This window comes from Streptomyces sp. NPDC021749 (assembly GCF_040640655.1).
Lineage (GTDB): Bacteria > Actinomycetota > Actinomycetes > Streptomycetales > Streptomycetaceae > Streptomyces.
In genome coordinates this window covers 38,106-58,311 of sequence record NZ_JBFACE010000007.1, presented here as the reverse complement: position 1 = coordinate 58,311, position 20,206 = coordinate 38,106, and the positions used below count along the sequence as shown (strand labels likewise).

The following is a 20,206-nucleotide window of genomic DNA, read 5'->3' as shown; positions in this document are numbered from 1 at the left end:
CCCCGCCCGCCGCCCCCGTACGCCCGTGCCCGTGAACTCCCCTCCCCCGACGGTAGGTTGACGGAAGCACGGCCAAGGAACGGCACGACGCGACACCTGACACGAAGGAGTGCGCTGCATGGCCATCCGACTCGGTCTGAGCCTTCCGCAGATGCGGCAGTACGACCTCGGACGGGACGTTCCCGACGTGGCCCGGGCCGCGGAGGAGACCGGCTACCAGAGCCTGTGGGTCTTCGAGCGGATCCTGTTCCCGGAGCCCGCCACCCAGGGCCTGTACGGCATCCCGGGGCTGCCCTGGCCCGATCAGTACCGCTCGGTCGCCGACCCGCTGGTCACGCTGGCGCTGGCCGCGGGCGCCACCCGGCGGGCCCGGCTGGGCACCAGCGTGCTGATCGCCCCGCTGCACGTGCCGTTCCAGCTGGCCCGCCAGCTGGCCTCGCTGGACGCGGCGAGCGGTGGCCGGGTGGTGGCGGGGCTGGGCACCGGCTGGTCGCTGGACGAGTACGCGGCGGCCGCGGTCGCCCCGTTCGAGCAGCGCGGGAAGGTCCTCGACGAGCTGATCGACGTCTGCCGCGCGGTGTGGGGCCCGGACCCGGTGGCGTACGAGGGGAAGCTGACCACCATCGCCCCGTCCGAGGTCGGGCCGAAGCCGAAGGGGCCGCTGCCTCTCCTGCTGCCCGCCAACAGCCCGCGGGCGCTGCGCCGGCTGGTGGACCGGGCGGACGGCTGGATGCCGGTCGGGACCGGCGCCGACCAGCTCGCCGCGCAGTGGAAGCGGCTGCAGGAGCTGGCCGCCGAGCGGGGCCGCAAGGAGCCGGTGCAGAGCGTGCTGCGGGTGAACACCCGGCACACCGGCGCTCCGTACGAGGGCCCGGACCGCAGGCCGTTCCAGGGCAGCGTGGCGCAGATCGTCGAGGACCTGGCCGCGCACGCCGCGGTGGGCGTGGAGGAGATCCTGGTCGATCTGCAGGGCCACGCCCGGGACGCCGAGGAGCTGAAGGACCTCGCGGCGGAGGTCTACACGGCGGCGCGGGCGGCCGGGGTGTGACCGGCCGCCCGCGCGCGTATCCGAGGGTCCCCCGCGGAGGAACCGGGAACCGGGGTCAGTCCTCCGGCAGTTCGACCGGGGCGATCTCGTCGTAGACGTCGCCCGGGCCGGGGTTGGTGGCGTCCGTGGCACCGCCGAGGTGGTGCATCACGCCCCACACCGCGTTCAGCGCGGTCTGGATGGCGCCCTCGGCCCAGCCGGCGGTCCAGGAGATGTCGTCACCGGCGAGGAAGATGCCGCGCTTGTCCTCGGGGAGGCGGTCCTGCATGAAGTGGGTGAACAGCCGCCGCTGGTAGCGGTAGTGGCCGGGCAGGTTGGCCTTGAACGCGCCCATGAAGTAGGGCTCGTTCTCCCAGGAGACGGTGACCGGGTTGCCGATGATGTGCTTGCGGATGTCGACCTTCGGGTAGATCTCGCCGAGCGACTTCAGCATGACCTCCATCCGCTCGTTGGCGTCCAGCGGCAGCCACTTGAGGCTGTCGTCGCACCAGGTGTACGAGAGGCAGATCACGGCCGGCCGGTCGGGGCCGTTGTCCAGCAGGTAGGTCCCGCGGGTCATCCGGTCGGTCAGCGTCATGGACATCACGTCGCGGCCGGTGTCCTCGTCCTTGTCCAGCCAGAACGGCCGGTCGACGGGGACGAAGAGCTTGGACGACTCCATGTAGTGGGTGCGCTCGATCGCCGTCCAGTGGTCGATCGGGAACAGCTCGTCGTCACAGGCGATCTTGGACAGCAGCATCCAGGACTGGGCGGTGAAGACGACCGCCTTGTAGGAGCGGATGTCGCCGGAGGCGTCGGTGACGGTGATGCGGTTGCCGGCGGTGCGGTGCAGCCGGGTCACGGCCGGGCGGGGCGTGCCGTCGTGCAGGGTGGACAGCGAGGTGCCCGGCGCCCAGTGCACGATCTTGGCCGGCTCGCGCTCCCAGAGGCGCAGCGGCAGCTGCTGGGAGCCGCCGACGATGCCGCGGTGGTGGTCGTCGGCCTCGGTGTAGACGACCCGCAGGATCTCCAGGATGGAGTTGGGGAAGTCGGTGTCCCAGCCGCCGGTGCCGAAGCCGACCTGGCCGAAGATCTCGCGGTGCCGGAAGGACTTGAAGGCCTCGGAGTCGCAGAGGAAGCCGTAGAAGGTCTGGTTGTCGAGCTTCTCGACGAGCTTCGCCCAGATCTCGCGGATGCGCGGCACGTCGCGCTCGCGCATGGCCTGGTTCATGTCGGAGAAGTCGGCGCCCTCGTCCAGGCACTTGTTCCAGGCGTCGGCGACGTCCCGGTAGACCTGGGGCAGGTCGTCGATCGTCTCGGCGTAGTGCGTCTCGCCCTTGAGGTCCACGACGGTGGACGGGGTGGACTCCGCCAGAGGGTTCGGGAACGGCTTGGTTTCCAGGCCCACCATGTCGATGTAGTGCTGCAGCGCCGTCGAGGACGGCGGGAACCGCATCGCGCCCAGCTCGCAGTTGAGCGAGTCGTCGCAGCCGTCGAAGCCGACCGTGCGCAGCCGGCCGCCGATCTGGTCCGCCTCGTACACGACGGGCTTGAGGCCCATCTTCATCAGCTCGTAGGCGGTGACGATGCCGGAGAGGCCGCCGCCGATGATCGCGACCTCGGTGCCGTGCTCGGTCGCCGGTATCTGACCGAGACCCGCCGGGTGGGCGAGGAAGTCGTCGTACGCGTACGGGAAGTCCGGGCCGAACATGGTGATCGGCGGCTGCGCATCGGTGTGCGGGACGGCGGGGGGCACCGTGGACGTCATGGGGTACGGACTCCTTGCAGGGGAAAGCTGGGGGTGCGGCGTGGGCGGGGCGGTGGGGGAGGGTCAGACGAGGGACGCGTACAGCTCCGGGCGGCGGTCGCGCAGATAGGGGTTGGTCTCGCGGGAGGCGGCGAGGAACTCCGGGTCGACGGTGGCACAGACCAGTTCCTCGCCGCGGCCGGCGCGGGCCCGGGCGACGCCGTCCGGTCCGGCGAGCGTGGAGAGGCCGACGAACTCGAACTCCCCTTCCGGGCCGGTGCGGTTGACGTACGCGATGTACATCTGGTTCTCGAAGGCGCGGACCGGCACCAGGGATTCCGCGACGAACTGGAAGGGGTGCATCTGCGCGGTGGGCACCAGCAGCAGATCGGTGCCGGCCAGCGCGTGCGCCCGGACGTTCTCCGGGAACTCCACGTCGTAGCAGATCATCAGGCCGATGCGGAGGCCGCCGAGCTCGGCCTGGACGACCGGCCGGTCGCCCGGCGTGAACCACTCGCGCTCGAAGCAGCCGAAGAGGTGGGTCTTGCGGTACGTGGCCAGGCGCGCTCCGCCGGCGTCGATCAGCTGGACCGCGTTGTAGACGGTGTCGCCGTCCCGCTCGGGGAAGCCGTAGGCGATCGCCAGGCCGTGGTCGGCGGCGATCCGGGCGACGGCCTCCGCGGACGGCCCGTCGGCGGGCTCGGCGAGCTTGGGTACGTCGGCGCCGATGGCGTAGCCGGTGAGGAACATCTCGGGCGCGGCGAGCAGCCCGGCGCCCTGCGCGGCGGCCGCGCGGGCCGCGTCCTGCAGTACCTGCAGATTGTGGGCGACATCGCCGGGCCGGCCCGAACTCTGGAGCAGGGCGGTGTGCAGCGATGTCATGGGACCCCTCGGCGGACGGTTCGGGCGGGACGCAATGACGGTACGGGGCGGTGACGATTCCGGACAAGGCGCCACCGTTGCGTGCGGCCGGACGATTCATTGCGCGTTCAAGCGCCTCCGCGGCGATTCATTGCGCCGGGTGCCGTACGGGCTCCGGCGCGGGTCCGGCGCTGATCGTTTCCCTGACCACCCGGCGGACGAGCCCGCGCAACCAGACGTGGCCGGCGTCCGCCTCCTGGCGGGGGTGCCAGGCCATCGCCATGCTCATGGTGGGCAGTTCGAGCGGGATGGGCAGGGTGTGCAGGCCCAGGGCGCGGACCGCCGAGGCGGCGATCACCTCGCTGGCGAAGCCGACCGCGTCGGTGTCGCGGACCATCATCAGCGAGGCGGCGAAGGTGGGGACGGTGGCGATCACCTTGCGGCGCAGCCCGAGGGCGGCCAGCGCGGTGTCGATGGGGCCGGTGAGCCGGCCGCGACGGGTGAAGTTGAGGTGCGGTGCGTCGGCGTAGCGGCGGGCGGTGAGCCGGCCCTCGGTCAGCGGATGCCCGTCGCGGACCACCGCGACCCCGCGGTCGGTGAACAGCTCCTCGGAGCGGATCTCCGGTTCGGTGCTGTCGATCACCCCGAGTTCCAGGTCCGCGGCACCGTCCCTGAGCAGCGGCAAGACCCGGGCGACCAGGCGCGGGCCGACGGCGGTGACGAAGAGGTCGTTGACGCTGATGGTGAAGGCCCGGGCCAGCTGCGCCGGGTCGGCGGGGGTGGCGGGGGCGAGCACGCCGAACGCGCCGTCCACCAGCCGGCGCACCTCGGCCCGGATCTCCAGGGCGCGCGGGGTGGGGACCATGTGGCGGCCGGCGCGGACGAGGACGGGGTCACCGAGGGTGCGGCGGATCCGGCCGAGGGCGCGGCTCATCGCCGGTCCGGAGAGCCCCAGGCGGTCGGCGGCAGCGGTCACGCTCTCTTCTTCGAGCAGCGCGTCGAGGGCCGTCAGCAGGTTGAGGTCGATGTTTGCGTTTCGCGCAATCATGGAGTGCACACCTTGCGGTTGAGGTCAATCCACCGCGACCCTAGCGTCCCACCCACGACCTCGACACTGCCTCCGCCCCTCTCCGTCCTCCCCGTCCTCTCCGCCTTCTCCGCCTTCTGTACGTGAAGGGCTACTCGCCGCTGCAGACCGGGTTCGCGATCGTGCCGCTGGCCTTCGGGATGAGGGTGGTGACGCGGTACGGCATGCGCTGGGCGCACCGGGCCGGCGAGGCCGGGGCGGTGGGTGCGGGGCGGTGGGTGCGGGGCTGGGGATCGCCGTGGCCGGGACCGTGCTGTCGGTGCGGTGCGGCCGGCCACCCCGCGGCTTGAACGCAAGCCCGCTTGGGGTAGCCGGCTCGGCGGGGCCTAGCGGGGTGCGCCCGAGCCGTAGCGGCGCAGCAGCGGGGAGAGCACCAGGACGGACTTGGTCCGTTCCACGAACGGCTCGCCCGCGATCCGCTCCAGCACCCGCTCGAAGTGCCGCATGTCGGACGCGAAGACCTGGACCAGGGCGTCCGCCTCACCGGTGACGGTGGAGGCGGACGCCACTTCCGGGTAGCGCGACAGTCCGCGGTGGATCGCCTCGGGCGAGGTGTTCCGGCGGCAGTAGATCTCGATGAACCCCTCGGTCTCCCAGCCGAGCGCGGCCGGGTCCACCCGTACGGTGAAGCCGGTGATCGCGCCGTCGGCCCGCAGCCGGTCCACCCGGCGCTTGACGGCCGGGGCGGACAGCCCGACCTCCTGGCCGATGTCGGCATAGCTGCGGCGGGCGTCCTCGGCGAGGGCGTGGACGATGCGTTCGTCGAGATCGTTCAGTCGCACTGCGGGTGGGTCACTTCTCTGACGTGGCCAATCGGGAGCGGCGCAAGCCGTAACCGAAGTAGACCACAAGGCCCACGACCATCCAGACACCGAAGACCACCCAGGTCACCGCCTCCAGGCTGTACATCATCCAGAGGCACAGCAGGAAGCCGATCGCCGGGAACAGCGGGGAGAGCGGCGTGCGGAAGGTGCGCTTCATCTCCGGACGGGTCCGGCGCAGCACGATCACCGCCACGTTCACCAGCGCGAACGCGAACAGCGTGCCGATGCTGGTGGCGTCGGCCAGCTGGCCGAGCGGCACCGCGGCGGCCAGGATGCCGCAGAACAGCGAGACGATCACGGTGTTGACCCGCGGCACCCCGCTCTTGGCGTGCACCTTTGCGAACGCCTTGGGCACCAGGCCGTCGCGGGACATCGCGAACAGGATGCGGGTCTGGCCGTAGAGCACGGTCAGCACGACGCTGGCGATGGCGATGACCGCGCCGAACGCGAGCAGCACGGCCCACCAGCTCTGCCCGGTGACCGCCTTCATGATCCCGGCCAGCGCGGCCTCGGAACCCTTGAACTTCTGCCACGGCATCGCGCCCACCGCGATCGCCGCGACCAGGCAGTACAGCGCGGTGACGATCAGCAGCGAGAGCATGATCGCGCGGGGCAGGTCACGCTGCGGGTCCTTGGCCTCCTCGCCGGCCGTGGAGGCGGCGTCGAAGCCGATGTACGAGAAGAACAGGGTGGCGCCCGCGGCGCTCACACCGGTCATGCCCATCGGCATGAAGTCGGCGTAGTTGCCGGACTTGATGCCCTGGAAGCCGACGCCGCAGAACAGCAGCAGCGCGGCGATCTTGACCAGCACCATGATGGTGTTGGCCCGGGCGCTCTCCTTGGCGCCGCCCAGCAGGAACGCCATGGCCAGCAGCACCACCAGCAGCGCCGGCAGGTTGAAGTAGCCGCCGTCGCCGGGCGGCTGGGACAGCGCGTCGGGGAGGGCGAAGCCGAAGGTGCCGGCGAGCAGCTCGTTGAGGTACTCCCCCCAGCCCACCGCCACGGCCGCGACCGAGACGCCGTACTCCAGGATCAGGCACCAGCCGCAGACCCAGGCGACCAGCTCGCCGAGGGTGGCGTAGGCGTAGGAGTACGAGGAGCCGGAGACCGGGATGGTGCCGGCCAGCTCCGCGTAGGACAGCGCAGAGAACAGCGCGGTGATGCCGGCGATCACGAACGAGATCACGACAGCGGGGCCGGCGGACGGGACCGCGTTGCCGAGCACCACGAAGATGCCGGTGCCGAGGGTGGCACCGATGCTGATCATGGTCAGCTGCCAGACGCCCATCGAGCGGCGGAGCTCACCGCCCTGTCCCTTCCCGCCCTCGGCGACCAGCCGCTCGACCGGCTTGCGCCGCATCAGCCGGGTGCCGAGGCCGCCGGGGCCGCCGGGAGAGGGCGGCCGGGTGTCGCTGGCCCCTGCGGGCGGGGCTGCGCCGTGCTCCAACACTGGGGAGGCTCCTTCTTCGCTGCCTGTCAGGTGACGGCGACCGGCGGCGGTCGGGAAACGGGCATGCCGAAGCACCCCGTGCGGGAGACCGCCGAGCAGGCGGTCTCCGCCACTCCACGTACTGACGCAGACCTTACGGGGCGCCGCTGAACTGCCGTAATGCAGGTTCCTTGCGCAACCGCGGCTGATCGTTGCGCACCGGCGACCCGGGCGGTGGATCGTTGCGCCGTTGCGCCAGGAAACCCCGTAAGACCCCGGAAACGCAAAACGGCCCCGCACCGGGTCGGTGCGGGGCCGGTCAGGCGCTCCCCAGGGCCGTGAGCGGCCCGTGGCGGATCAGTTCCAGCTGTTGTGCAGCGGCTTGCCCTCGGCGTAGCCGGCGGCGCTCTGCACGCCGATCACGGCCTTCTCGGCGAACTCCTCCAGGGTGGCCGCGCCCGCGTACGTGCAGGAGCTGCGGACGCCCGCGATGATCGAGTCGATCAGGTCCTCGACGCCCGGGCGGGCCTGGTCGATGAACATCCGCGAGTGCGAGATGCCCTCCTCGAAGAGCGCCTTGCGGGCCCGGTCGTACGCCGACTCCTCGCTGGTCCGGCGCTGCACCGCACGGGCGGAGGCCATGCCGAAGCTCTCCTTGTACGGGCGGCCGTCGGCGGTGTGCTGGAGGTCGCCGGGCGACTCCAGGGTGCCGGCGAACCAGGAGCCGATCATGACGTTGGACGCGCCGGCGGCCAGCGCCATGGCGACATCGCGGGGGTGCCGCACGCCGCCGTCGGCCCAGACGTGCTTGCCGTACTTCTTCGCCTCGGCGGCGCACTCCAGCACCGCGGAGAACTGCGGCCGGCCGACACCGGTCATCATCCGGGTGGTGCACATCGCGCCGGGGCCGACCCCGACCTTGATGATGTCCGCGCCGGCCTCGATCAGGTCGCGCACGCCCTCGGCGGCGACGATGTTGCCGGCCACGATCGGCACCTGCGGGTCCAGCGCCCGGACCGCCTTGATCGCGCTGATCATGGACTCCTGGTGGCCGTGCGCGGTGTCCACGACGAGCGTGTCCACACCGGCCTCCAGCAGCGCCTTGGCCTTGCCGGCCACGTCGCCGTTGATGCCGACGGCGGCCGCGATCCGCAGCTTGCCGTTGGCGTCGGTGGCGGGGGTGTACAGGGTGGCGCGCAGGGCGCCCTTGCGGGTCAGCACGCCGACCAGCATGCCGTCGGCGTCGACCGCGGGCGCGAGCTTGCGGTTGGCGGCATCGAGGCGGTTGAAGGCCTCCCGCGGGTCGATGTCCGCGTCGAAGACCAGCAGGTCCTTGGACATGACCTCGGCGACCTGGGTGAAGCGGTCCACCCCGGCCAGGTCGTGCTCGGTGACGATGCCGACCGGACGGCCGCCCTCGACGACGACGCCCGCGCCGTGCGCCCGCTTGGGCAGCAGCGCCAGGGCGTCCGCGACGGTCGCGACCGGGGACAGCACGATCGGCGTGTCCAGGACCAGATGGCGGCGCTTGACCCAGGTCACGACGTCGGTGACGACGTCGATCGGAATGTCCTGCGGGATGACGACCAGGCCACCGCGGCGGGCGACGGTCTCGGCCATCCGGCGGCCGGCGATCGCCGTCATGTTGGCGACCACCAGCGGGATGGTGGTTCCCGTCCCGTCGGGCGTGGCCAGGTCGACGCCCTGGCGGGAGCCCACGGCGGAGCGGCCGGGCACCATGAACACGTCGTCGTAGGTCAGGTCGTAGGGCACCGAAGAACTCTCTTCGAGCGCGCCGTTCTTCGGATTCAGGAATCGCATATAGCCCAGGATACGGGCCCTGACCAGGGCTCATACGAATGTCCTACCCCCGGACCCGGCCATGTGTGCGATCCGCCAAGGCGGCCGGAGCGACCGCCCGGCCCCGCGTCAGGGCGCTTCCCGGCGGCCCCGGCCCCTGACCAGGATCACCGCCAGCCCGGTGCCGGTGTCGCGCCAGAAACCCACCGCGTCCGCCAGCACGGACTCCACCACGGCCCAGTCCTCGGGCACGGCGGCCGCATAACCCTGCCAGCCCGTGACGGCCAGCAGCCGCCCGCGGTCGGCCGGGCACCAGGAGAGGTCGGTCAGGCAGTCGGCGAGCGCGTCCCAGTTGCGGCCGAACCAGTCGGGCAGCCGCAGCGCGCCGGCGCACCGGTCCATGAAGGCGGCCTTGTCCGCGACGCCCTCCAGGTCCAGCGCCGCACCGGTCCAGCCGGCGTCCCGCGCGGCGGCCAGCGCCTCGGCCACCGGCCGGTCGGCGGGCCAGGGCAGCACCCCGGCCGGCGTCCGCCCGTCGAGCACCGCCGCGAGCGGCCGCGGCACGGCCGCCGGCTCCGGCCCGGTCACCGCGGCACCGCCGTGACGGTCCGGGGACGGGCCAACGGCCCGCCGGCGGTGGCGGTGGAGTGCGGCGGGGCGGCCGAACTCCCCTGTCCGGCCCGGCCGGTGGTACGTCCGCCGAGCACGGGCAGCAGCCCGGCGGGCGGCGCGCCGAGGACGGCGGCGGCACGGCGCGGGACGGGGCGGATCACCATGGGCCGATGCTGCCACAGGCCCGCCCGGGCCGCCCGCCGATGACCGCCGGGCGGTGCGGCCCGCCGGCGGCGGCCGGGCTCACGACCCGTCGGGGTCCGCCCGGTCCAGCGCGGGGCGCGGCCCGGGGCCGGTCTCCAGCAGCAGGTGGTCGGCCGCCGCGGTGTCCGTGACCAGGCTCGTCACGAGCCCGGAGCGCAGCACCGCGCCGATCGCCGCGGCCTTGCGCCGGCCCCCCGCGATGGCGACGACCTCCGGGATGCGGCGCAGCCGGTCCGCCTCGACGGTGATGCAGCGCTCGCCCAGGTCCCGGCCGATCCGGCGGCCCTCGGCGTCGAAGAGGTGCGCGGACATCTCGGCGGCCGCGCCCAGCGAGGCGTAGTGCTCGCGCTCCTGCTCGGACAGCATGTCGTAGACCGTGGAGACGCCCGGCTCCCAGGAGCCGATGGAGACGCAGGCGACGGTGACCTTGTCGAAGTAGTCGAAGGCGCGGGCGATGCCGGTCTGCCGGCGCAGCGCCTCGGCGGTCGCCGAGTCGGGCAGCAGCATCGGCGCGTAGATCGGGTGCGCCTCGCCACCGGAGACGTCGGCCGCGCGGCGCACCGCCTCGACCGAGCCGCGGTCGGCGGTGCCCGCGTCGTAGACACCGGTCAGCTGGACGACCGTGCAGGGCGGCAGCCGGTGCAGTGCGGCCGCCATGTGGATGGTCGAACGGCCCCAGGCGAGCCCGAGCACATCGCCCTCGTTGACGAGCTCGCCGAGCAGGTCGGCGGCGACCTCACCGAGGTTCTCGGGGTCGGCGGCGTCGTCGGGCGGGGTCTGGCCGCCGAAGGCGGGGGGAGCGTCCGCGGGCGACTCGACGACCACGGCGTGCCGCAGGCCGTAGCGGGCCCGCAGGGCGTCGGAGCGCTCGGCGTCCAGCTCGGAGGGCACCCGGATCTCGATCCGTACGAGATCACGCTCCAGCGCCGTCTCCAGCACTCGCGCGACCTTGAACCGGCTGACGCCGAACTCCTCCGCGATCTGGATCTTCGACTTGCCCTCAAGATAGAAACGGCGGGCCATGGCCGCGGCCTGCACCAGCTCGGCAGGGCCCATTCCGGACTGTGGGCGGCTGGCTACCACGAAATTCTCCCCTTTTGCGCATCTGATCGAGTCTTTGCTCATCCTTTCAGAAACCCGGCGGCAACGGGGACCTTGACCGCCGCGACCCTCGTGAACGGTTGGTTGCGCCACGGACAATTGGCGGCTCGGCCCCGCCACGGAGGGATTTCCGTGGCCGGCAACGGCCTTGCCGCCCGCCCCCGTTGGCCGGAATTCAGTGTGCGCAGGCCCAGCCGGCCCCCGCGGTCGCCGCCTCGGCCTTCTCGCGCAGATCCCGCACCGCCTTGGCGGGGTCGTCCGCGCCGTAGACCGCGGAACCGGCCACGAAGACGTCGGCGCCGGCCTCCGCGCACCGCTCGATGGTGGCGTCGGAGACCCCGCCGTCCACCTGGAGCCACAGCTCCAGACCGTGCCGGGAGATCAGCTCACGGGTGCGGCGGATCTTGGGCAGCATGATGTCCAGGAACGCCTGGCCGCCGAAGCCGGGCTCCACGGTCATGATCAGCAGCATGTCGAGCTCGGGGAGCAGGTCCTCGTACGGCTCGATGGGGGTGGCCGGCTTGAGCGCCATCGACGCCCGCGCGCCCTTGGCCCGGATCTCCCGCGCCAGCCGCACCGGCGCGGCGGCCGCCTCGGCGTGGAAGGTCACCGACCCCGCCCCGGCCTCGACGTACTGCGGCGCCCAGCGGTCCGGGTCCTCGATCATCAGGTGCAGGTCGAGCGGGGTGTCCGTCGCCTTGCGCAGCGACTCGACGACCGGCACGCCCAGCGTGAGGTTCGGGACGAAGTGGTTGTCCATCACGTCGACGTGCAGCCAGTCGGCGCCCTCGACGGCCTTCGCCTCCTCGGCGAGCCGGGCGAAGTCTGCGGACAGGATGCTGGGGTTGATCAAGGCCATGCACCCAGTATGGCGCCCTGTCCCCGAGCGGTCGGAGGCGGGACGGGGCCGGAGGCCGGCCGGCCGCGGCCCGCCCCCGCCCGCCGCCCGGTCAGCCGGTGCGGCGCAGCAGTGCCAGGTACATCGCGTCGGTGCCGTGCAGGTGGGGCCAGAGCTGGACGTCCGGGCCGTCGCCGAGCGCCGGGACGCCGGGCATCAGCGGGCGGGCGTCGACCCATTCGACCGCCACCGCCGGGCCGCCGCGGCCCTTGATGACGTCCTCCACCACGGCCCGGGTCTCGGCCGGGTGCGGCGAGCACGTCGCGTAGCCGACCACGCCGCCGATGCGCACCGCGGCGAGCGCCTGGCGCAGCAGCTCGCGCTGGAGCGGGGCGAAGCCGTCGAGGTCCTCGGGGCGGCGCCGCCAGCGGGCCTCCGGGCGCCGGCGGAGCGCGCCCAGGCCGGTGCACGGGACGTCCATCAGGACCCGGTCGAAGCTGCCGGGCCGCCAGGCCGGGCGGGTGCCGTCGGCGGTGATCACCGCGTACGGGCCGGGGTTGCCGTCCAGGGCCCGGGCGACCAGACGGGCGCGGTGCGGCTGCTTCTCCGAGGCCAGCAGGGCGGCACCGCGCTCGGCGGCCAGCGCGGCCAGCAGCGCGGCCTTGCCGCCGGGGCCGGCGCAGCCGTCCAGCCAGGCCCGGTCGGTGCCCTCGACCGGCGCGTTCGCCAGGGCCAGGGCGACCAGCTGGCTGCCCTCGTCCTGCACGCCGGCGCGGCCCTCGCGCACCGCGTCCAGCGCGCCGGGCTCACCGCCCTCGGCGAGCCGGACCGCGTACGGCGACCAGCGGCCCGGCAGCGCGCCCTGCTCGCCGGCCGCGGCCAGCAGCTCCTCGGCGGTGGCCCGCCCGGGCCGTGCGACCAGCGTCACCTCGGGGCGCTCGTTGTCCGCCTCCAGCAGGTCCTCGATACCGGCCCGGCCGCCGCCGAGGGCGTCCCACAGGGCCGAGACGATCCAGCGGGGATGGGCGTGCACCAGGCCGAGGTGGTCCTCGGGGTCCTCGTCGTAGTCCGGGGCGATCCGCTCCAGCCAGCCGTCCAGGTCGTCCGCCGCGACCTTGCGCAGCACCGCGTTGACGAACTTGGCGCGCCCGTCGCCCAGCACCACCCGCGCCAGCTCGACGCTCGCGCTGACCGCGGCGTGCGTGGGGATGCGGGTGCCGAGCAGCTGGTGGGCGCCGAGCGTGAGCACGTCCAGGACCGGCGGGTCGACCTCGCGCAGCGGCCGGTCCACGCACCGGGCGACGATCGCGTCGTACGTCCCCTGCCGGCGCAGCGAGCCGTAGACCAGCTCGGTCGCCAGCGCCGCGTCCCGGGCGTCGAAGTCCCCGCCCTCGCGCGCCTTGCGCAGCAGCGGCGGCAGGACGAGGTTGGCGTAGGCGTCCCGCTCGTCGACGGCCCGCAGCGCCTCGAACGCGAGGATCCTGACCGGGTCCTTCTTCGGACGGCGATGCGGCTTGCCGGGACGGCGGCGGGGCTGGGGCTGGCTCACAGAAAAGGTGCTCCGGATACGACATGCGGTCTGCGGGGTCCCGGATGAGGGATCCGTCCCAGCCTACGCGGGCCCGGGGCCGCCGCAGAACGCCTCCCTGCGCCGGCCCGGACCCGCGGACGGCCCTACCCGGCCCGCCGCTCGTGGCCGACGAGCCGGACGCAGACGGCGAGGCCCTCGATCGCCTGCTCCAGCTCGGCGAGACCGGGGTAGCTGGGCGCGATCCGGATGACCGCGTCGCGCGGGTCGTCGCCGTACGGGTGGGTGGCGCCGGCCGGGGTGAGCTTGATGCCCGCCTCGGCGGCCCGGCGGACGACCTCCTTGGCGCAGCCGTCCGGGACCTCCAGGGTCACGAAGTAGCCGCCCTTGGGCGTGGTCCAGGTCGCGAGCCCGGTCCCGCCGAGCTCCTTCTGAAGGATCCGCCCCACCGCCTCGAACTTGGGCTGCAGCAGGGCGCGCTGGCGCTCCATGTGGGCGCGCACCCCGTCGGCGTCGCGCAGGAAGATCGCGTGCCGCAGCTGGTTGACCTTGTCCGGGCCTATCGACCGCTTGGCGTTGTGGCCGAGCAGCCAGGCGACGTTCGCGGGCGAGGAGCCGAAGAAGGCCACGCCGGCGCCGGCCGCGGTGATCTTCGAGGTGGAGCCGAAGACGAACGCCCGGTCCGGGTTGCCGGCCTCGGCGCAGGCGGCGAGCAGGTCGGCGATCTCGACCGGCTCGTCGGTGAGGTGGTGGACGGCGTACGCGTTGTCCCAGAAGATCCGGAAATCGGGCGCGGCGGTGGGCATGGCGGCGAGCCGCGCCACGGTCGCGTCGCTGTAGCTGACGCCGGTCGGGTTGCTGTACTTCGGTACGCACCAGATGCCCTTGACCGCGGGGTCCTCGGCGACCAGCCGCTCCACGGCCGCCATGTCCGGGCCCTCGTCGGTCATCGGCACCGGGATCATCTCGATCCCGAACCGCTCGCAGAGCGCGAAGTGCCGGTCGTAACCGGGCACCGGGCACAGGAACGCGATGCGCTCCTGGTCCGCCCAGCGCGAGGCGGCGCCCGGCAGCACGCCCAGCAGGGCGTGCACCAGGCAGTCGTGCATCAGCTCCAGGCTGGAGTTGCCGGCCGCGAGCAGCTGCCCGGCCGGGACCTGGAGCAGCCCGGCGAATATCTCCCGGAGCTCGGGCAGGCCCTGCAGCCCGCCGTAGTTGCGCACGTCCGTGCCGTCCGCCGAGGTGTGCCGTCCGCCGGGCAGGCTCAGCAGGTCCATGGCGAGGTCGAGCTGTTCCGGTGCCGGCTTGCCGCGGGTGAGGTCGAGCGAGAGCCCTCGTCCGGCGAGTTCCTGGTAGTCCTGGCGGGCCTGCTCGACGAGACCGGCCGCCGCGTCGGGGCTCAGCTCGGTGGTCATGGTGCTTCCTTTCCCAGGGGCCGCGCCGCGGGGGCGGCGCGTCGTTCAGGTGGCGCCGCCGAGGATACAAACCGCTCCCCACGAGGGGCCCGGGAATTCCACCCACTGGGATCCGCCGGGGCCGAGCGGGCGGCGTCAGCCGCCGAGCCGTTCGCCCGCCTCGATGCGTACGCCGCGCGCCCAGTCCGCGGCCTGCATCGGCTTCTTGCCCTGCGGCTGGACCCAGACCAGTTCGACCGGGTGGCTGCCGGTGCCCACGTACACCGCCTTCTTGGTGACGGCGAGTTCGCCGGGCGCGAGGGAGAGTTCGGCGTGGCCCGCGGCGGACCTGGCGGACATCAGCTTCAGGCGCTCACCGCGGAAGACCGTCCAGGCGCCGGGCGCGGGCGCGCAGCCGCGGATGACCCGGTCCACCCGCAGGGCCGGCGCCGCCCAGTCCACCTTGGCGTCCTCGACCTCGATCTTCGGCGCGAGGGAGATGCCCTCGGCGGGCTGCGGCACCGGTGTCAGGGTGCCGTCCTCGATGCCGTCCATGGTCGCGACGAGCAGGCCGGAGCCGGCGAACGCGAGCCGGGTGAGCAGATCGCCGCTGGTGTCGGCCGGCCGGACCTCCTCGGTCAACACCCCGTACACCGGGCCGGAGTCGAGCCCCTCCTCGATCTGGAAGGTCGAGGCGCCGGTGACCTCGTCGCCGGCCAGCACCGCGTGCTGCACCGGCGCCGCGCCGCGCCAGGCCGGCAGCAGCGAGAAGTGCAGATTCACCCACCCCTTGGCGGGAATGTCGAGCGCCGCCTTGGGCAGCAGGGCACCGTAGGCCACCACCGGGCAGCAGTCCGGGGCGATCTCCCGCAGCCGGGCCAGGAAGTCCTCGTCCCGCGGCCGGGCCGGCTTGAGCACCTCGATGCCGGCCTCCTCCGCACGCTCCGCGACCGGGCTGGCCACCAGCTTCCGGCCGCGTCCCGCGGGCGCGTCGGGCCTGGTCACGACGGCCACGACCTCGTGCCGGTCGGAGGCGATCAGGGCATCGAGGGAGGGGACGGCGACCTCGGGGGTGCCGGCGAAGACAAGCCTCATGGGTGGCGGACTACCTCTCACACGCAGCGGAACGACACACCAGTCTATGGGCCTTGGCCTGGGCGGGGGGCGCCGTTCCCAGGGGGCGTACGACATTTCCCGCGCCTCGCACGGAAGCTCGTACGCCCCCATACCGTGACCAGAGCCACTCCTGTCGCGTTGGTCAAACAGCATTGACCCGAACCGGGCCGCTTCGGCGGCCCGATCGCTTTCCTTTTTCCCCATTCCACGCCGGTTCGAGAGGCTTGCTCATGGCCGACCACGCAACCCACGACGCCCAGGCGCGCGCCAGCCTGCATCTCCTGGTGCGGGACATCGAGCGGGTCCGCCGGCAGGTGGACGCACTGCGCACGCTGACCGCTCAGCTGGGCAACGTCTACCGGCCGCGGCGCACGGGACCGTCCGCGGGCTTCGTCGTCTACGGACGCGCGCCCGCGCCGACCGTGCGCCTCGCCCAGGAACTGCGGGACAGCGTCGAGACGCTCGTCACGGCCGCGGTCGACTTCGACCGTTCGCTGGGGTTCTCGTGGGACGCGGTGGGCTCCGCGCTCGGTGTCACCAAGCAGGCGGTGCACCGCCGTTACGGTGCCCGCCGGGCCGCCGCCCAGCCCGCCGCGGACGGCGCCGAACCCGCGGTGCGGACGTCGGAGTCCTCCGCGCCCCGCGCGATGAGCGTGACCACCGGGCTGTCCGGCGCGCCGTCCGTGCCCGCCGCCCGCTCCATGCCCGGCCAGCCCGCCGCGGCCTCCCGCGAAGAGCCGAGCCGCCCGGGCGCCTTCCCCGGCCCGCGCAACGGCTGAACCCTCCCCCACGCCGGCCGCCCGGCATCCTCGCCAGCGCCCCGGGACCGCCTGCCGACCTCGGTCCCGGGGCGGCGTCATGCCCGCCCCCGCACCGGTCGCGAACCCGGCACCCCGGCAGCCCCCGGGCCCGACCGACGCGCCCCGCCGCGCGATCAGCCCAGGTCCGGCGGATCGATCCGGACCCGCACCGCCGCGCCCTCCCGCTTGACCAGCCTGGCCGCCCGCGCCGCCTTGAGCGCCGCGGCGAGCGCCGCACCCTGGCCCGGCCGCACCCGCACCAGCGCCCGCTCCCACTGCTCACCGGGCTGCGGATCACCCGGCCGGCGCGGCCGCCCGGGGTCCGGCACCGGCAGCGGAACCGGCCCCAACACCTCGGCGCCCGGCGGGAGTTCGGCCGTCCGCAGCAGCTCGGCGACATCCTCGGGCCGGCCGGTCACCGAGGCCATCCGGGACACCGGCGGGAACCCCAGCTCGGCCCGCTCGGCCAGCTCCCGCACCGCGTGCCCGGCCGGGTCCCAGCGCACCAGCGCCTGCACCGGCCGCAGCGTCGGCTCGGCGATCACCGCGACCGTGCCGCCCTCCGCCTGGCCGCGCACCAGCGACGCGGCGCCCAGCCAGCGCCGCAGCGCCTCCTCCCCGGCCCGCAGGTCCGCCCGCCCGAGCAGCGCCCAGCCGTCGAGCAGCAACGCGGCCGCGTAACCGCCGCCTTCGGCGACCGGCTCGGCACCGGGCGTGGAGACGACCAGGGCGGGGCGGTCCGGGACCGAGTCCAGGACGTGGTCCCGGCCCGAGGTGCGCACCGGCACGCCCGGGAAGGCCAGGCCCAGTTCCTCGGCCGTGCGCCGGGCCCCGACGACCCGTGCCCGCAGCCGCTGTCCACCGCATTCGGTGCACTGCCAGGCCGGTGCCTCCCGACCGCACCAACTGCAGCACAGCGCGGTGTCGTTGCTCCTCGCCTCCAGCGGCCCGGCGCACGTCCGGCAGCGGGCCGGCTCCCGGCAGCGCTCACAGCCCAGCCGGGGGACGTAGCCCCGGCGGGGCACCTGCACCAGCACCGGGCCGCGGGCCAGCCCGGCGCGGGCCGTCCGCCAGGCGAGCGTCGGCAGGCGGGCCGCCCGTGCCGCCTCGTCGCGCGCGGCCTCGACGTCGTCGACGGTGCGGACCAACGGGGCCGCCGTGCGGAGCTGTTCGCGGCCGGCCTCCAGCGGCCGGGCCCAGCCGTTCTCCACGAGCTGGGTGGCCTCGACCGTGCGGCTCAGGTCGCCGACCAGGCAGGCGGCCTTCTCGTGCACCGCGCGGAGCAGGAGGACGTCCCGGGCGTGCGGATGCGGGGCGTTGGTGTCGCTGTGGCTGGAGTTGCCGTCGTCCCAGATGGCGACGAGCCCGAGGTCGGCGACCGGGGCGTACATCGCGGCGCGGGTGCCGATGACTGCCCGGACCGCGCCGCGGCGTATGGCCAGCCAGCGGCGGTACCGCTCCTCGGGACCGGAATCCGCCACCAGGAGCGTATGCAGCCCCTGCCCCACCAGCTGGGTCAGGGCCGCGTCCACCCGCGCCGCCGACCGTCCGTCGGGCATCACGACCAGGGCGCCGCGGCCGGACGCCAGGGTCGCCGCCACCGCCGCGGCCAGCTCCACGGGCCACCGCGGCCCCGGGAGCGCGGTCCACACGGCGCGCGGCGCGCCCCCGCCCGCGAGGGCGTCCAGGAACGCCGGCCCGTCCGGATACCGCGCCCAGCTGCCCGGAGCGGGCCGCGCGGGCGGGGGCGGCGGCGCCGGGAAGCGCTCCGCCTCCGCCTTGCCGTGGCGCGGCGGAACGGCCAGCTGGAGGACGTCGGCGAGCGAACCGGCGTACCGGTCGGCGACCGCCCGGCACAGCGCCAGCAGCTCCGGGCTGAGCACCGGCTCGGGCGAGACGACCTGGGCGAGCGCGGCCAGCGGGCCGCGGTAGTCGGACTCCGCGATCCGCTCGACGAGATAGCCGTCGAGCAGCCCGCCGCCCTCGCGCCGGCCCTCGCGCACCCGGCCGGTCCCCGCGCCGAACCGCACCCGGACCCGCACGCCGGGCCGGGCCTCGGCGTCCATGGCGGCGGGAACGGCGTAGTCCCACAGCTTGTCGAGATGGACCGGGCCCTTGTCGACCAGGACCCGGGCCACCGGCAGGGCGTCGGCGAGCTGCGCGCCCCGCCACGTCCGCGGCTTGGCGCGCTCCGCCCTGGTCTCCCGGACGGTCTCCCTGATGAGGGCCAGCTGCTCGCCCCGCTCCCCCGGGTTCCGCCCGTTCTCACTGCTCACAGCACCAGTCTTAGCAGACCGCACCGACAACGGGCCGGGCCGCGGCGCGGCCGCCGGCGGCCCCGGGAACGCCGCCGGCCCCGTACCGCGGGGCGGTACGGGGCCGGGGCCGGGACGATGCGGTGCTTACAGCCCCGCGGCCTTCTTCAGCGCCTCGACGCGGTCGGTCTTCTCCCAGGTGAAGTCCTCCAGCTCACGGCCGAAGTGGCCGTAGGCGGCGGTCTGGGAGTAGATCGGGCGGAGCAGGTCGAGGTCGCGGATGATCGCGGCCGGGCGGAGGTCGAAGACCTCGGTGATGGCCTGCTCGATCTTGTCCGTGTCGATGGTGGCGGTGCCGAAGGTCTCGACGAAGAGACCGACCGGCTCGGCCTTGCCGATGGCGTACGCGACCTGGACCTCGCAGCGGGCGGCGAGGCCGGCGGCGACCACGTTCTTGGCGACCCAGCGCATGGCGTAGGCGGCCGAGCGGTCGACCTTGGACGGGTCCTTGCCGGAGAAGGCGCCGCCGCCGTGGCGGGCCATACCGCCGTAGGTGTCGATGATGATCTTGCGGCCGGTCAGGCCGGCGTCGCCCATGGGGCCGCCGATCTCGAAGCGGCCGGTGGGGTTGACCAGCAGGCGGTAGCCGTCGGTGTCCAGCTTGATGCCGTCCTCGACGAGCTGGTTGAGGACGTGCTCGACGACGAACTCGCGGATGTCGGGAGCCAGCAGCGAGTCGAGGTCGATGTCGCTGGCGTGCTGCGAGGAGACCACGACGGTGTCGAGGCGGACGGCCTTGTTCCCGTCGTACTCGATGGTGACCTGGGTCTTGCCGTCGGGGCGGAGGTAGGGGATGGTGCCGTTCTTCCGGACCTCGGACAGCCGGCGCGAGAGGCGGTGCGCGAGGTAGATCGGGAGCGGCATCAGCTCCGGCGTCTCGTCGCAGGCGTAGCCGAACATCAGGCCCTGGTCGCCCGCGCCCTGCCGGTCCAGCTCGTCGTCGTCGCCCTCGACGCGGTTCTCGTACGCGGTGTCGACGCCCTGCGCGATGTCCGGGGACTGCGCGCCGATGGAGACCGAGACGCCGCAGGAGGCGCCGTCGAAGCCCTTCTTGGACGAGTCGTAACCAATCTCAAGGATCTTGTTGCGGACGAGGTTGGGGATGTCGGCGTACGCCTTGGTCGTCACCTCGCCGGCCACGTGGACCAAGCCGGTGGTGATCAGCGTCTCGACGGCGACCCGGGAGGTGGGGTCCTCCTTCAGGAGCGCGTCGAGGATCGTGTCGCTGATCTGGTCAGCGATCTTGTCGGGGTGGCCCTCGGTGACGGACTCCGAGGTGAACAGGCGGCGGGACACATCGCTCCCTGGGGTTGCAGCGGCTGCTGGCTGATCATGGGCGGAAGGGCCGAGAGCTGCGCTCGGCCCGATCCACTCGCCAGTTTATCGGTCGTATGCGGCGTTCGGGCACGCGGTCTCGATTTCTGGACCCCCCGTGACCTGGGACACCACACCTCACGGTAGGACGATCACGCGCGGGGGCGACGTGGTCAAGGGAACACGCCCGATTTTGTGGGGCCGGTGGG

General features: G+C 73.7%; 17 protein-coding genes. 2 read left to right on the top strand and 15 right to left on the bottom strand.

From position 1 onward, the window contains the following. Positions 1–118 precede the first annotated feature (118 nt). Positions 119–1,048: a TIGR03619 family F420-dependent LLM class oxidoreductase gene (locus AB0G35_RS09255; RefSeq protein ID WP_360946226.1), complete on the top strand. Its 930-nt coding sequence runs from the start codon at positions 119–121 to the stop codon at positions 1,046–1,048. Positions 1,049–1,103: 55 nt separating this feature from the next. Here AB0G35_RS09255 and AB0G35_RS09250 read toward each other — a convergent pair whose 3' ends face one another. The 13 genes from AB0G35_RS09250 to fmt all read right to left on the bottom strand — a co-directional run bounded on the left by AB0G35_RS09250 (position 1,104) and on the right by fmt (position 15,547). Further along, a complete protein-coding gene (locus AB0G35_RS09250; RefSeq protein WP_360946223.1) occupies positions 1,104–2,795 on the bottom strand; it encodes an NAD(P)/FAD-dependent oxidoreductase in 1,692 nt (563 codons plus the stop codon). Positions 2,796–2,858: 63 nt separating this feature from the next. Next, on the bottom strand, positions 2,859–3,656 hold the full coding sequence (locus AB0G35_RS09245; protein WP_360946220.1) for a carbon-nitrogen hydrolase family protein: 798 nt from the start codon (positions 3,654–3,656) through the stop codon (positions 2,859–2,861). 127 nt (positions 3,657–3,783) lie between these two features. Further along, positions 3,784–4,683, bottom strand: coding sequence for a LysR family transcriptional regulator (locus AB0G35_RS09240; protein WP_360946217.1), 900 nt, complete (start codon positions 4,681–4,683; stop codon positions 3,784–3,786). A gap of 365 nt (positions 4,684–5,048) precedes the next feature. Continuing rightward, complete coding sequence (locus AB0G35_RS09235; protein WP_030412031.1) at positions 5,049–5,504, bottom strand: Lrp/AsnC family transcriptional regulator; 456 nt, start codon at positions 5,502–5,504, stop codon at positions 5,049–5,051. A 10-nt stretch (positions 5,505–5,514) separates the two neighbouring features. Continuing rightward, entirely contained in the window at positions 5,515–6,996 is a 1,482-nt protein-coding gene (locus AB0G35_RS09230) for an amino acid permease (RefSeq protein ID WP_360946213.1), read from the bottom strand. A gap of 336 nt (positions 6,997–7,332) precedes the next feature. Continuing rightward, a complete protein-coding gene (locus tag AB0G35_RS09225) occupies positions 7,333–8,796 on the bottom strand; it encodes a GuaB1 family IMP dehydrogenase-related protein (protein WP_360946210.1) in 1,464 nt (487 codons plus the stop codon). Between the two features lie 108 nt (positions 8,797–8,904). Beyond that, on the bottom strand, positions 8,905–9,339 hold the full coding sequence (locus tag AB0G35_RS09220) for a barstar family protein (RefSeq protein ID WP_360946691.1): 435 nt from the start codon (positions 9,337–9,339) through the stop codon (positions 8,905–8,907). Between the two features lie 20 nt (positions 9,340–9,359). Next, positions 9,360–9,551 carry a hypothetical protein gene (locus tag AB0G35_RS09215; RefSeq protein ID WP_360946207.1) on the bottom strand — a complete coding sequence of 64 codons (192 nt, stop codon included), beginning with the start codon at positions 9,549–9,551 and terminating at the stop codon, positions 9,360–9,362. Positions 9,552–9,630: 79 nt separating this feature from the next. After that, entirely contained in the window at positions 9,631–10,647 is a 1,017-nt protein-coding gene (locus tag AB0G35_RS09210) for a sugar-binding domain-containing protein (RefSeq protein ID WP_360946204.1), read from the bottom strand. 220 nt (positions 10,648–10,867) lie between these two features. Then, positions 10,868–11,551, bottom strand: coding sequence for a ribulose-phosphate 3-epimerase (rpe, locus tag AB0G35_RS09205; protein ID WP_360946201.1), 684 nt, complete (start codon positions 11,549–11,551; stop codon positions 10,868–10,870). Positions 11,552–11,642: 91 nt separating this feature from the next. Next, positions 11,643–13,079 carry a transcription antitermination factor NusB gene (locus AB0G35_RS09200; protein WP_360946198.1) on the bottom strand — a complete coding sequence of 479 codons (1,437 nt, stop codon included), beginning with the start codon at positions 13,077–13,079 and terminating at the stop codon, positions 11,643–11,645. Positions 13,080–13,204: 125 nt separating this feature from the next. Then, positions 13,205–14,473 carry an aminotransferase class I/II-fold pyridoxal phosphate-dependent enzyme gene (locus AB0G35_RS09195; RefSeq protein WP_360946195.1) on the bottom strand — a complete coding sequence of 423 codons (1,269 nt, stop codon included), beginning with the start codon at positions 14,471–14,473 and terminating at the stop codon, positions 13,205–13,207. Positions 14,474–14,608: 135 nt separating this feature from the next. Beyond that, positions 14,609–15,547: a methionyl-tRNA formyltransferase gene (gene fmt, locus AB0G35_RS09190; protein WP_360946192.1), complete on the bottom strand. Its 939-nt coding sequence runs from the start codon at positions 15,545–15,547 to the stop codon at positions 14,609–14,611. Between the two features lie 251 nt (positions 15,548–15,798). On the opposite strand from fmt, the gene AB0G35_RS09185 reads away from it, so the two are divergent. After that, on the top strand, positions 15,799–16,347 hold the full coding sequence (locus AB0G35_RS09185; RefSeq protein ID WP_360946189.1) for a hypothetical protein: 549 nt from the start codon (positions 15,799–15,801) through the stop codon (positions 16,345–16,347). Between the two features lie 155 nt (positions 16,348–16,502). Here the strand turns inward: AB0G35_RS09185 and AB0G35_RS09180 are convergent, their stop codons facing one another. Together AB0G35_RS09180 and metK are read right to left on the bottom strand one after the other, a co-directional pair. Beyond that, positions 16,503–18,644: a primosomal protein N' gene (locus AB0G35_RS09180; RefSeq protein ID WP_360946186.1), complete on the bottom strand. Its 2,142-nt coding sequence runs from the start codon at positions 18,642–18,644 to the stop codon at positions 16,503–16,505. 126 nt (positions 18,645–18,770) lie between these two features. After that, entirely contained in the window at positions 18,771–19,979 is a 1,209-nt protein-coding gene (metK, locus tag AB0G35_RS09175; protein ID WP_360946183.1) for a methionine adenosyltransferase, read from the bottom strand. Positions 19,980–20,206 lie beyond the last annotated feature (227 nt).